Raw genomic sequence first — 12,198 nt, 5'->3', positions numbered from 1 at the left:
CATGCCATACCGCGAAAGGTTTTGCGCCATTCGATGGTGTCAACGTAAATGCACGCCGCTTCGCCGTCCGGCCACCAGAATAGCCTGCGATTCAACCCCTTCTTCGATCTGTTTTGCTACCCGTTGTAGCGCCGGAAGATGCTTTTCCGCTGCCTGTTCAATGGTCATTGCGCTCGCCATATACACCAGATTCAGACAGCCAATCACCCGTTGTTCACTGCGCAGCGGTACGGCGATAGAGGCGATCTTCTCCTCCTGATCCCAGCCGCGGTAGTTCTGTCCGTAACCCTCTTTGCGCGCGCGCGCCAGAATGGCTTGCAGCTTTAACGGTTCTCGTGCCAGTTGATAGTCATCACCGGGGCGGGAGGCTAACATCTCGATTAATTCCTTGCGTTCTTGTTCCGGGCAAAAGGCCAGCCAGGTCAGGCCCGAGGCGGTTTTCAGAAGCGGCAAACGTCGCCCGACCATTGCCCGGTGAAAAGATAAGCGGCTGAAACGGTGGGTGGTTTCGCGTACCACCATTGCATCAACATCCAGCGTGGACACATCTGTCGGCCATACCACTTCGCGCAACAGATCGCCCAGCAGTGGGGCCGCCAGTGCAGAAATCCACTGTTCGTCACGAAATCCTTCGCTTAATTGCCGCACTTTGATGGTCAGACGAAAACTGTCATCGGAGGGGCTACGGCGGACATATCCCTCTTCCTGCAGCGTCTCCAGCAGTCGCCGCACAGTGGTGCGATGCAGGCCGCTGAGTTCCGCCAGCAGCCCGACGCTGGCACCGCCATCAAGTTTATTTAACATATTTAATAACATTAGACCGCGGGTTAAGCCGCGCACGGTTTTGTATTCCGTCTGCTCATTGTTCTGCATATTAATTGACATTTCTATAGTTAAAACAACGTTGTGCACCTGGTGCACATTCGGGCATGTTTTGATTGTAGCCGAAAACACCCTTCCTATACTGAGCGCACAATAAAAAATCATTTACATGTTTTTAACAAAATAAGTTGCGCCGTACTGTGCGCGCAACGGCATTTTGTCCGAGTCGTGAGGTACTGAAATGGCAATACAACACCCTGACATCCAGCCTGCTGTTAACCATAGCGTTCAGGTGGCGATCGCTGGTGCCGGTCCGGTCGGGCTGATGATGGCGAACTATCTCGGCCAGATGGGCATTGACGTGCTGGTGGTGGAGAAACTCGATAAGTTGATCGACTACCCGCGTGCGATTGGTATTGATGACGAGGCGCTGCGCACCATGCAGTCGGTCGGCCTGGTCGATGATGTTCTGCCGCACACTACGCCGTGGCACGCGATGCGTTTTCTCACCCCGAAAGGCCGCTGTTTTGCTGATATTCAGCCAATGACCGATGAATTTGGCTGGCCGCGCCGTAACGCCTTTATTCAGCCTCAGGTCGATGCGGTGATGCTGGAAGGGTTGTCGCGTTTTCCGAATGTGCGCTGCTTGTTTTCCCGCGAGCTGGAGGCCTTCAGCCAGCAAAATGACGAAGTGACCTTGCACCTGAAAACGGCAGAAGGGCAGCGGGAAATAGTCAAAGCCCAGTGGCTGGTGGCCTGTGATGGTGGGGCAAGTTTTGTTCGTCGCACCCTGAATGTGCCGTTTGAAGGTAAAACTGCGCCAAATCAGTGGATTGTGGTGGATATCGCCAACGATCCGTTAAGTACGCCGCATATCTATTTATGTTGCGATCCGGTGCGCCCGTATGTTTCTGCCGCGCTGCCTCATGCGGTACGTCGCTTTGAATTTATGGTGATGCCGGGAGAAACCGAAGAACAGCTGCGTGAGCCGCAAAATATGCGCAAGCTGTTAAGCAAAGTGCTGCCTAATCCGGACAATGTTGAATTGATTCGCCAGCGTGTCTACACCCACAACGCGCGACTGGCGCAACGTTTCCGTATTGATCGCGTACTGCTGGCGGGCGATGCCGCGCACATCATGCCGGTATGGCAGGGGCAGGGCTATAACAGTGGTATGCGCGACGCCTTTAACCTCGCATGGAAACTGGCGTTGGTTATCCAGGGGAAAGCCCGCGATGCGCTGCTCGATACCTATCAACAAGAACGTCGCGATCACGCCAAAGCGATGATTGACCTGTCCGTGACGGCGGGCAACGTGCTGGCTCCGCCGAAACGCTGGCAGGGTACGTTACGTGACGGCGTTTCCTGGCTACTGAATTATCTGCCGCCAGTAAAACGCTACTTCCTCGAAATGCGCTTCAAGCCGATGCCGCAATATTACGGCGGTGCGCTGGTACGTGAGGGCGAAGCGAAGCACTCTCCGGTCGGCAAGATGTTTATTCAGCCGAAAGTCACGCTGGAAAACGGCGACGTGACGCTGCTCGATAACGCGATTGGCGCGAACTTCGCGGTAATTGGCTGGGGATGCAATCCACTGTGGGGGATGAGCGACGAGCAAATCCAGCAGTGGCGCGCGTTGGGCACACGCTTCATTCAGGTGGTGCCGGAAGTGCAAATTCATACCGCACAGGATAACCACGACGGCGTGCTACGCGTGGGCGATACGCAAGGTCGTCTGCGTAGCTGGTTCGCGCAACACAATGCTTCGCTGGTGGTGATGCGCCCGGATCGCTTTGTTGCCGCCACCGCCATTCCGCAAACCCTGGGCAATACGCTGAATAAACTGGCGTCGGTGATGACGCTGACCCGCCCTGATGCCGACGTTTCTGTCGAAAAGGTAGCCTGATATGCACGCTTATCTTCATTGTCTTTCCCACTCGCCGTTGGTGGGGTATGTCGACCCGGCGCAAGAGGTACTCGATGAGGTCAATGGCGTGATTGCCAGCGCCCGCGAGCGTATTGCGGCTTTCTCCCCTGAACTGGTGGTGCTGTTTGCGCCAGATCACTACAACGGCTTTTTCTATGACGTGATGCCACCGTTCTGTTTAGGCGTTGGAGCGACGGCAATTGGTGATTTCGGCAGTGCGGCAGGAGAGCTGCCCGTGCCTGTGGAGCTGGCGGAGGCCTGTGCGCATGCTGTCATGAAGAGCGGGATCGATCTTGCCGTTTCTTACTGTATGCAGGTGGACCACGGGTTCGCCCAGCCGCTGGAGTTCCTGCTCGGTGGGCTGGATAAGGTGCCAGTTCTGCCTGTGTTCATCAACGGTGTCGCCACGCCGCTGCCCGGTTTCCAGCGTACCCGCATGTTGGGTGAAGCCATTGGACGTTTCACCAGCACTCTCAATAAACGCGTGCTGTTCCTGGGTTCCGGTGGGCTTTCCCATCAGCCGCCGGTGCCCGAACTGGCGAAAGCCGATGCCCATATGCGCGACCGTCTGTTGGGGAGCGGGAAAGATTTACCCGCCAGTGAGCGCGAATTGCGTCAGCAACGGGTGATTAGCGCCGCTGAGAAGTTTGTTGAGGATCAGAGAACTCTGCATCCGCTCAACCCGATTTGGGATAACCAGTTCATGACTTTGCTGGAGCAGGGACGCATACAGGAACTGGATGCCGTCAGTAACGAAGAGCTTTCCGCCATTGCCGGAAAGTCGACACATGAAATCAAAACCTGGGTCGCCGCTTTTGCCGCTATTTCTGCATTTGGCAACTGGCGTAGCGAAGGGCGTTATTACCGCCCAATCCCGGAGTGGATTGCCGGATTTGGCTCGTTAAGCGCCAGAACAGAGAACTGAATATGCAGGAGAAGATGATGAGTTATCAGCCACAAACCGAAGCCGCCACCAGCCGTTTTCTGAATGTAGAAGAAGCGGGTAAAACGCTGCGCATCCATTTTAATGACTGCGGACAAGGCGACGAAACCGTTGTCCTGCTGCACGGTTCCGGCCCGGGTGCTACTGGCTGGGCGAACTTCAGCCGCAATATCGATCCGCTGGTAGAGGCGGGCTATCGGGTGATCCTGCTGGATTGTCCGGGTTGGGGCAAAAGCGATTCGATCGTTAATAGTGGTTCACGATCGGATCTTAATGCACGAATCCTGAAAAGCGTGGTGGATCAACTGGATATCGCCAAAATCCACCTGCTGGGCAACTCGATGGGCGGCCATAGTTCTGTGGCGTTCACCCTTAACTGGCCGGAGCGCGTCGGCAAACTGGTGCTGATGGGCGGCGGTACGGGCGGCATGAGTTTGTTTACGCCGATGCCAACCGAAGGTATTAAGCGACTGAATCAGCTTTATCGTCAGCCGACTATCGAAAACCTGAAGCTGATGATGGATATCTTCGTTTTCGATACCAGCGATTTGACCGACGCCCTGTTTGAAGCGCGCCTGAATAATATGCTGTCGCGCCGCGATCACCTGGAAAACTTCGTTAAGAGCCTGGAAGCTAATCCGAAACAGTTCCCGGATTTTGGCCCACGTCTGGCGGAAATCAAAGCGCAAACCCTGATTGTCTGGGGGCGCAACGACCGCTTTGTGCCGATGGATGCGGGTCTGCGTCTGCTGTCCGGCATTGCCGGTTCTGAACTGCATATCTTCCGCGACTGTGGTCACTGGGCGCAGTGGGAACATGCCGACGCTTTCAATCAATTGGTGCTGAATTTCCTCGCACGCCCTTAAGGAATGGTCATGACGAAGCATACTCTTGAGCAACTGGCGGCGGATTTACGCCGCGCCGCAGAGCAGGGCGAAGCGATTGCGCCGCTGCGCGATCTGATTGGTATCGATAACGCTGAAGCGGCCTACGCCATTCAGCACATAAATGTGCAATATGACGTTGCGCAGGGGCGTCGCGTGGTAGGGCGTAAAGTGGGCCTGACGCATCCGAAAGTGCAGCAACAACTGGGCGTTGATCAACCGGATTTCGGGACATTATTTGCCGACATGTGTTATGGCGATAACGAAATCATTCCTTTTTCCCGTGTTCTGCAACCCCGCATTGAAGCGGAGATCGCACTGGTGTTGAACCGCGATTTGCCCGCAACCGATATCACCTTCGACGAATTGTATAACGCCATTGAATGGGTACTTCCGGCGCTGGAGGTGGTGGGTAGCCGCATTCGCGACTGGTCGATTCAGTTTGTCGATACCGTGGCAGATAACGCTTCCTGCGGGGTGTATGTCATCGGCGGTCCGGCGCAACGTCCGGCGGGGTTAGACCTGAAAAACTGCGCCATGAAGATGACGCGTAATAACGAAGAGGTTTCCAGCGGGCGCGGCAGCGAATGCCTGGGACATCCGCTTAATGCCGCCGTCTGGCTGGCACGCAAAATGGCCAGCCTGGGTGAACCGCTGCGCGCCGGAGATATCATTCTTACCGGGGCATTAGGTCCGATGGTGGCAGTGAATGCGGGCGATCGTTTTGAAGCCCATATTGAAGGCATAGGTTCAGTTGCTGCGACATTTTCAAGCGCAGCCCCAAAAGGAAGTCTGTCATGAGTAAGCGTAAAGTCGCCATTATCGGTTCTGGCAACATTGGCACCGATCTGATGATTAAAATTTTGCGTCACGGTCAGCATCTGGAGATGGCGGTGATGGTCGGCATTGATCCTCAGTCCGACGGTCTGGCGCGTGCCAGACGTATGGGCGTCGCCACCACCCATGAAGGGGTGATCGGGCTGATGAACATGCCTGAATTTGCTGATATCGACATTGTATTTGATGCGACCAGCGCGGGCGCGCATGTGAAAAACGATGCCGCTTTACGCGAAGCGAAACCGGATATTCGCTTAATTGACCTGACGCCTGCTGCCATCGGCCCTTACTGCGTGCCGGTGGTTAACCTCGAGGCGAACGTCGATCAACTGAACGTCAACATGGTCACCTGCGGCGGCCAGGCCACCATTCCAATGGTGGCGGCAGTTTCACGCGTGGCGCGTGTTCATTACGCCGAAATTATCGCTTCTATCGCCAGTAAATCTGCCGGACCTGGCACGCGTGCCAATATCGATGAATTTACGGAAACCACTTCCCGAGCCATTGAAGTGGTGGGCGGCGCGGCAAAAGGGAAGGCGATTATTGTGCTTAACCCAGCAGAGCCACCGTTGATGATGCGTGACACGGTGTATGTATTGAGCGACGAAGCTTCACAAGATGATATCGAAGCCTCAATCAATGAAATGGCTGAGGCGGTGCAGGCTTACGTACCGGGATATCGCCTGAAACAGCGCGTGCAGTTTGAAGTTATCCCGCAGGATAAACCGGTTAATTTGCCGGGCGTGGGTCAGTTCTCCGGGCTGAAAACGGCGGTCTGGCTGGAAGTCGAAGGCGCAGCGCATTATCTGCCTGCCTATGCGGGCAACCTCGACATTATGACTTCCAGTGCGCTGGCGACAGCGGAAAAAATGGCCCAGTCACTGGCGCGCAAGGCAGGAGAAGCGGCATGAACGGTAAAAAACTTTATATCTCGGACGTCACGTTGCGTGACGGTATGCACGCCATTCGTCATCAGTATTCGCTGGAAAACGTTCGCCAGATTGCCAAAGCACTGGACGATGCCCGCGTGGATTCGATTGAAGTGGCCCATGGCGACGGTTTGCAGGGTTCCAGCTTTAACTATGGTTTCGGCGCACATAGCGACCTTGAATGGATTGAAGCAGCGGCGGATGTGGTGAAGCACGCCAAAATCGCGACGTTGCTGCTGCCAGGAATCGGCACTATTCACGATCTGAAAAATGCCTGGCAGGCTGGCGCGCGGGTGGTTCGTGTGGCAACGCACTGTACCGAAGCTGATGTTTCCGCCCAGCATATTCAGTATGCCCGCGAGCTCGGAATGGACACCGTTGGTTTTCTGATGATGAGCCATATGACCACGCCGGAGAATCTCGCAAAGCAGGCAAAGCTGATGGAAGGCTACGGTGCGACCTGTATTTATGTGGTGGATTCTGGCGGTGCGATGAACATGAGCGATATCCGTGACCGTTTCCGCGCCCTGAAAGCAGAGCTGAAACCAGAAACGCAAACTGGCATGCACGCTCACCATAACCTGAGTCTTGGCGTGGCGAACTCTATCGCGGCGGTGGAAGAGGGCTGCGACCGAATCGACGCCAGCCTCGCGGGAATGGGCGCGGGCGCAGGTAACGCGCCGCTGGAAGTATTTATTGCCGCCGCGGATAAACTGGGCTGGCAGCATGGGACCGATCTCTATGCGTTAATGGATGCCGCCGACGACCTGGTGCGTCCGTTGCAGGATCGACCGGTACGAGTCGATCGCGAAACGCTGGCGCTGGGATACGCTGGTGTTTACTCGAGCTTCCTGCGTCACTGTGAAACGGCGGCGGCGCGTTATGGCTTAAGTGCGGTGGATATTCTCGTTGAGCTGGGCAAACGCCGGATGGTTGGCGGCCAGGAGGATATGATCGTTGACGTGGCGCTGGATCTGCGCAACAACAAATAATATTGACTGCCGAGAACGTGCATTTTGTATGCCCATCCCAGCACGACTGCCGGATGCGGCGTGAACGCCTTATCCGGCCTACGGATGGCGTGAGAATTTGTAGGTCTGATAAGACGCGTTAGCGTCGCATCAGGCATCTGCGCACGACTGCCGGATGCGGCGTAAACGCCTTATCCTGCCTACGGATGGCGCGGGAATTTGTAGGCCTGATAAGACGCGTTAGCGTCGCATCAGGCATCTGCACACGACTGCCGGATGCGGTAAACGTCTTATCCGGCCTACATTTCGCCCGTAGGCAGTCATTAAATAGTTCTGATTACGCGGCTGGCAATGTATCAGTCGCGATTCACCTGCACTCGCAACGAGGTTCATCTTATGTCGACTCGTACCCCTTCATCATCTTCATCCCGCTTGATGCTGACCATCGGGCTTTGTTTTTTGGTCGCTCTGATGGAAGGGCTGGATCTTCAGGCGGCTGGCATTGCGGCGGGTGGCATCGCCCAGGCTTTTGCACTCGATAAAATGCAAATGGGCTGGATATTCAGCGCCGGAATACTCGGTTTGCTACCCGGCGCGTTGGTTGGCGGAATGCTGGCGGACCGTTATGGTCGCAAGCGCATTTTGATTGGCTCAGTTGCGCTGTTTGGTTTGTTCTCACTGGCAACGGCGATTGCCTGGGATTTCCCCTCACTGGTCTTTGCGCGGCTGATGACCGGTGTCGGGCTGGGGGCGGCGTTGCCGAATCTTATCGCCCTGACGTCTGAAGCCGCGGGTCCACGTTTTCGTGGGACGGCAGTGAGCCTGATGTATTGCGGTGTTCCCATTGGCGCGGCGCTGGCGGCGACACTGGGTTTCGCGGGGGCAAACTTAGCATGGCAAACGGTGTTTTGGGTAGGTGGTGTGGTGCCGTTGATTCTGGTGCCGCTATTAATGCGCTGGCTGCCGGAGTCGGCGGTTTTCGCTGGCGAAAAACAGTCTGCGCCACCACTGCGTGCCTTATTTGCGCCAGAAACGGCAACCGCGACGCTGCTGCTGTGGTTGTGTTATTTCTTCACTCTGCTGGTGGTCTACATGTTGATCAACTGGCTACCGCTACTTTTGGTGGAGCAAGGATTCCAGCCATCGCAGGCGGCAGGGGTGATGTTTGCCCTGCAAATGGGGGCGGCAAGCGGGACGTTAATGTTGGGCGCATTGATGGATAAGCTGCGTCCAGTAACCATGTCGCTACTGATTTATAGCGGCATGTTAGCTTCGCTGCTGGCGCTTGGAACGGTGTCGTCATTTAACGGTATGTTGCTGGCGGGATTTGTCGCGGGGTTGTTTGCGACAGGTGGGCAAAGCGTTTTGTATGCCCTGGCACCGTTGTTTTACAGTTCGCAGATCCGCGCAACAGGTGTGGGAACAGCCGTGGCGGTAGGGCGTCTGGGGGCTATGAGCGGTCCGTTACTGGCCGGGAAAATGCTGGCATTAGGCACTGGCACGGTCGGCGTAATGGCCGCTTCTGCACCGGGTATTCTTGTTGCTGGGTTGGCGGTGTTTATTTTGATGAGCCGGAGATCACGAATACAGCCGTGCGCCGATGCCTGACGTGCCTTATTAGGCAGGGGCGAAAGGGACTTCACCCCAATACACCTACGGCGTTTACAGGTATACTCGCTAAAAATTATTCAGCGGGTTTGGAAACAAAGATGGCAAAACTTACCTTACAAGAGCAGTTGCTCAAAGCAGGATTAGTCACCAGCAAAAAAGCGGCGAAGGTGGAGAGAACGGCGAAAAAATCGCGCGTTCAGGCGCGTGAAGCTCGGGCGGCGGTAGAAGAAAATAAAAAGGCACAGCTTGAGCGTGATAAACAGCTTAGCGAACAGCAAAAACAAGCGGCGTTGGCGAAAGAATATAAAGCTCAGGTGAAGCAGCTTATTGAAATGAACCGAATCACCATTGCCAATGGCGATATTGGTTTTAACTTCACTGACGGCAATCTGATTAAGAAGATTTTTGTCGATAAGCTCACACAGGCGCAGTTGATTAATGGTCGTCTGGCGATTGCCCGCTTGTTGGTCGATAACAATAGCGAAGGTGAATACGCCATTATTCCCGCCAGCGTTGCCGATAAAATTGCTCAGCGCGATGCCAGCAGTATAGTGTTGCACAGCGCGCTCAGCGCCGAAGAGCAGGATGAAGACGACCCGTATGCCGACTTCAAAGTGCCTGATGATTTGATGTGGTAAACATAGATAAGTCGTGCGCAGATGCCTGATGCGACGCTATGCGCGTCTTATCAGGCCTACGGTTTATGGGCGAAGTGTAGACCGGATAAGGCGTTCACGCCGCATCCGGCAGTCGTGCGCCATGCCTGATGCGACGCTTTGCGCGTCTTATCAGGCCTACGGTTTACGGGCGAAGTGTAGGCCGGATAAGGCGTTCACGCCGCATCCGGCAGTCGTGCACTATTATCAACGCATATTCAGTTTATTGGCGTGGTAGGCAATATGCTCGCCAATAAAACTGGAGACAAAATAATAGCTGTGATCATAACCCTCGTGATAACGGATTAACGTCTTGATATTCATCTCCTGGCAGATCTTTTCAAGATTTGGAGTCCGCAGCTGTTCTGCGTAAAAATCATCACTCAACCCCTGATCAACCATGATTTCCGCAACGCGTTGACCTTGTGAAATAAGACTCACCGGGTCGTAATCCAACCAGGCATCTTTATTTTCAGCAAGATATGCAGCAAAGGCTTGCTGTCCCCACGGCACTTGCGATGGGGAGACAATGGGCGAAAACGCCGAGACGCTGACATATTCATCTGGGTTACGTAACGCCAGCACCAGCGCGCCCAGCCCGCCCATAGAATGACCAGAGATAGACTTTTTGGCCGTTGCCGGAAAATGATGCATCACTAAATCCGGCAGCTCGTTGCGGATATAGTCATACATTTTGTAATGTTCATTCCACGGCGCTTGCGTCGCGTTCAGGTAAAACCCGGCACCTTGCCCGAGATCGTAACGGTCAGCATCTGCGACATGACTGCCTCGCGGACTGGTGTCCGGCGCAACAACAATAATGTTGTGCTCAGCCGCGTAACGCTGCATCCCCGATTTAGTAATGAAATTCTGCTCGTTGCAGGTCAGGCCTGAAAGCCAGTACAGCACCGGCAATTTTTCATTCGCGGCTTTTGGTGGGAGATAGACGCCGACATTCATTTCACATTTCAGTGATTGGGAATAATGCCGATACACATTTTGCCAGCCGCCAAAGCTGGCATGTTTTTCAATGAGTTCCATCAGTCATTATCTCACGGTTAATCCCCCGGACGGCTGCCCAGGGAGAGTATTAAGAACCCCGTCTGAAGTGGACGGGGTATACCTGCGGGAAATCAGTAACGAATTACGGTTCGAATGGATTTGCCTTCATGCATCAGGTCGAAGGCGTCATTAATTTCATCAAGGCTCATGGTATGCGTGACAAACGGTTCCAGATCGATATCACCTTTCATCGCATCTTCAACCATACCCGGTAACTGGGAACGACCTTTCACGCCGCCAAACGCGGAACCTTTCCATACGCGACCAGTGACCAACTGGAATGGACGGGTGGAGATTTCCTGACCAGAACCTGCCACCCCGATGATCACCGACTGACCCCAGCCGCGGTGTGCACTTTCCAGCGCCGCACGCATCACGTTGACGTTACCGATGCATTCAAAGGTATGGTCGATACCCCATTTGTTGATATCCAGCAGGACATCTTTAATCGGTTTGTCGTAGTCATTCGGGTTAATGCAGTCGGTAGCACCGAAGCGACGAGCCAGATCGAATTTCTTCGGGTTGGTATCGATAGCGATAATCCGTCCCGCTTTCGCCTGACGCGCGCCCTGAACCACTGCCAGACCAATCGCGCCAAGACCAAACACGGCAACAGAATCACCTGGCTGGACTTTAGCTGTGTTGTGCACCGCGCCAATACCGGTGGTCACGCCACAGCCCAGCAGGCAGACGTGTTCATGGTTTGCTTCTGGATTAATTTTGGCCAGAGACACTTCCGCGACCACGGTGTATTCACTGAATGTTGAGCATCCCATGTAGTGATAAAGCGGCTGCCCGTTGTAAGAAAAACGGGTGGTGCCGTCTGGCATCAAGCCTTTACCCTGGGTTTCGCGAACCGCAACACAGAGGTTAGTTTTGCCAGAACGACAGAACTCACACTCGCCGCACTCCGCGGTGTAAAGCGGGATCACATGGTCGCCAGGTTTGACGCTGGTTACGCCTTCACCGACTTCAACCACAACGCCGGCCCCTTCGTGACCGAGAACCACCGGGAATACACCTTCCGGGTCATCCCCGGAGAGGGTAAATGCGTCGGTATGGCAAACGCCGGTATGGGTGACTTTAATCAGCACTTCACCTTTTTTCGGTGGTGCAACGTCAATTTCAACGATTTCCAGCGGTTTACCGGGAGCAAATGCAACGGCAGCACGTGATTTCATCTCTCGCTCTTCCTCAATATGGTAATAGATTCAGCTATTTAAGATAGGCTCGAACCAGTTCAATAGTGTCGTCAACGGATTGGCTGACTTCGCGGCTGTAGCAGTCATTTCGGTCAAACGTTTCCCGGATATGGCTTTCAAGCACTTCTGCCATCAGCCCATTAGCCGCGCCCCGAACGGCAGCGATCTGTTGGAGTATGGCACGGCATTCGGCATCACCCTCCAGCGACCGTTCCAGAGCATCAATCTGCCCTCGAATACGACGAACTCGAGTAAGGACCTTTTTCTTCTCTTCCGGAGTACTGGGCATTTCGCACCTCATTATCTGCACGCAATATACTATAGGGGGGTATGCTATATGTCAATGCATACCCC

General features: G+C 54.6%; 12 protein-coding genes. 8 read left to right on the top strand and 4 right to left on the bottom strand.

Annotated elements, in window-relative coordinates:
- Nucleotides 1-39 precede the first annotated feature (39 nt).
- A complete protein-coding gene (locus AB4H76_RS17705) occupies nt 40-873 on the bottom strand; it encodes a DNA-binding transcriptional regulator (RefSeq protein WP_001180626.1) in 834 nt (277 codons plus the stop codon).
- A gap of 190 nt (nt 874-1,063) precedes the next feature.
- Between AB4H76_RS17705 and AB4H76_RS17700 the strand changes: the two genes are divergently transcribed.
- The 8 genes from AB4H76_RS17700 to AB4H76_RS17665 all read left to right on the top strand — a co-directional run bounded on the left by AB4H76_RS17700 (nt 1,064) and on the right by AB4H76_RS17665 (nt 9,562).
- On the top strand, nt 1,064-2,728 hold the full coding sequence (locus AB4H76_RS17700) for a bifunctional 3-(3-hydroxy-phenyl)propionate/3-hydroxycinnamic acid hydroxylase (RefSeq protein WP_001007401.1): 1,665 nt from the start codon (nt 1,064-1,066) through the stop codon (nt 2,726-2,728).
- Nucleotide 2,729: 1 nt separating this feature from the next.
- The gene (gene mhpB / locus AB4H76_RS17695) at nt 2,730-3,674 is read left to right on the top strand and encodes a 2,3-dihydroxyphenylpropionate/2,3-dihydroxicinnamic acid 1,2-dioxygenase (protein WP_000543457.1); all 945 of its coding nucleotides are present in this window, start codon (nt 2,730-2,732) and stop codon (nt 3,672-3,674) included.
- 17 nt (nt 3,675-3,691) lie between these two features.
- Nucleotides 3,692-4,558 carry a 2-hydroxy-6-oxonona-2,4-dienedioate hydrolase gene (gene mhpC / locus AB4H76_RS17690; RefSeq protein ID WP_000121898.1) on the top strand — a complete coding sequence of 289 codons (867 nt, stop codon included), beginning with the start codon at nt 3,692-3,694 and terminating at the stop codon, nt 4,556-4,558.
- A 9-nt stretch (nt 4,559-4,567) separates the two neighbouring features.
- Complete coding sequence (gene mhpD / locus AB4H76_RS17685; RefSeq protein WP_000160724.1) at nt 4,568-5,377, top strand: 2-keto-4-pentenoate hydratase; 810 nt, start codon at nt 4,568-4,570, stop codon at nt 5,375-5,377.
- On the top strand, nt 5,374-6,324 hold the full coding sequence (gene mhpF / locus AB4H76_RS17680) for an acetaldehyde dehydrogenase (protein ID WP_000044314.1): 951 nt from the start codon (nt 5,374-5,376) through the stop codon (nt 6,322-6,324). The genes mhpD and mhpF overlap by 4 nt, the downstream gene beginning before the upstream one ends.
- Entirely contained in the window at nt 6,321-7,334 is a 1,014-nt protein-coding gene (gene mhpE, locus AB4H76_RS17675; protein ID WP_001013499.1) for a 4-hydroxy-2-oxovalerate aldolase, read from the top strand. The genes mhpF and mhpE overlap by 4 nt, the downstream gene beginning before the upstream one ends.
- A gap of 375 nt (nt 7,335-7,709) precedes the next feature.
- Nucleotides 7,710-8,921, top strand: a complete 1,212-nt coding sequence (locus tag AB4H76_RS17670) for a 3-(3-hydroxy-phenyl)propionate transporter (RefSeq protein ID WP_000107627.1) — start codon at nt 7,710-7,712, stop codon at nt 8,919-8,921.
- 101 nt (nt 8,922-9,022) lie between these two features.
- Nucleotides 9,023-9,562 (top strand): DUF2058 domain-containing protein, encoded by a 540-nt coding sequence (locus AB4H76_RS17665; protein WP_001096705.1) that lies wholly within the window; start codon nt 9,023-9,025, stop codon nt 9,560-9,562.
- Between the two features lie 225 nt (nt 9,563-9,787).
- Here AB4H76_RS17665 and fghA read toward each other — a convergent pair whose 3' ends face one another.
- From fghA to frmR, 3 genes are all read right to left on the bottom strand, one after another.
- The gene (fghA, locus tag AB4H76_RS17660) at nt 9,788-10,621 is read right to left on the bottom strand and encodes an S-formylglutathione hydrolase (RefSeq protein WP_000419042.1); all 834 of its coding nucleotides are present in this window, start codon (nt 10,619-10,621) and stop codon (nt 9,788-9,790) included.
- Nucleotides 10,622-10,713: 92 nt separating this feature from the next.
- The gene (gene frmA / locus AB4H76_RS17655) at nt 10,714-11,823 is read right to left on the bottom strand and encodes an S-(hydroxymethyl)glutathione dehydrogenase (protein ID WP_000842102.1); all 1,110 of its coding nucleotides are present in this window, start codon (nt 11,821-11,823) and stop codon (nt 10,714-10,716) included.
- 34 nt (nt 11,824-11,857) lie between these two features.
- Complete coding sequence (gene frmR, locus AB4H76_RS17650) at nt 11,858-12,133, bottom strand: formaldehyde-responsive transcriptional repressor FrmR (protein ID WP_001141271.1); 276 nt, start codon at nt 12,131-12,133, stop codon at nt 11,858-11,860.
- Between the last annotated feature and the right edge of the window lie 65 nt (nt 12,134-12,198).

The organism is Escherichia sp. UTM R2 (genome assembly GCF_048593455.1).
Lineage (GTDB): Bacteria > Pseudomonadota > Gammaproteobacteria > Enterobacterales > Enterobacteriaceae > Escherichia > Escherichia coli.
This window is presented reverse-complemented; position numbering and strand designations above follow the sequence as displayed.

What these genes read in the sequence shown, in the direction of transcription:
- AB4H76_RS17705 (WP_001180626.1), bottom strand. Translation starts at nt 873, where the DNA reads ATGCAGAACAATGAGCAGACGGAATACAAAACCGTGCGCGGCTTAACC.
- AB4H76_RS17700 (WP_001007401.1), top strand. Translation starts at nt 1,064, where the DNA reads ATGGCAATACAACACCCTGACATCCAGCCTGCTGTTAACCATAGCGTT.
- mhpB (WP_000543457.1), top strand. Translation starts at nt 2,730, where the DNA reads ATGCACGCTTATCTTCATTGTCTTTCCCACTCGCCGTTGGTGGGGTAT.
- mhpC (WP_000121898.1), top strand. Translation starts at nt 3,692, where the DNA reads ATGAGTTATCAGCCACAAACCGAAGCCGCCACCAGCCGTTTTCTGAAT.
- mhpD (WP_000160724.1), top strand. Translation starts at nt 4,568, where the DNA reads ATGACGAAGCATACTCTTGAGCAACTGGCGGCGGATTTACGCCGCGCC.
- mhpF (WP_000044314.1), top strand. Translation starts at nt 5,374, where the DNA reads ATGAGTAAGCGTAAAGTCGCCATTATCGGTTCTGGCAACATTGGCACC.
- mhpE (WP_001013499.1), top strand. Translation starts at nt 6,321, where the DNA reads ATGAACGGTAAAAAACTTTATATCTCGGACGTCACGTTGCGTGACGGT.
- AB4H76_RS17670 (WP_000107627.1), top strand. Translation starts at nt 7,710, where the DNA reads ATGTCGACTCGTACCCCTTCATCATCTTCATCCCGCTTGATGCTGACC.
- AB4H76_RS17665 (WP_001096705.1), top strand. Translation starts at nt 9,023, where the DNA reads ATGGCAAAACTTACCTTACAAGAGCAGTTGCTCAAAGCAGGATTAGTC.
- fghA (WP_000419042.1), bottom strand. Translation starts at nt 10,621, where the DNA reads ATGGAACTCATTGAAAAACATGCCAGCTTTGGCGGCTGGCAAAATGTG.
- frmA (WP_000842102.1), bottom strand. Translation starts at nt 11,823, where the DNA reads ATGAAATCACGTGCTGCCGTTGCATTTGCTCCCGGTAAACCGCTGGAA.
- frmR (WP_001141271.1), bottom strand. Translation starts at nt 12,133, where the DNA reads ATGCCCAGTACTCCGGAAGAGAAGAAAAAGGTCCTTACTCGAGTTCGT.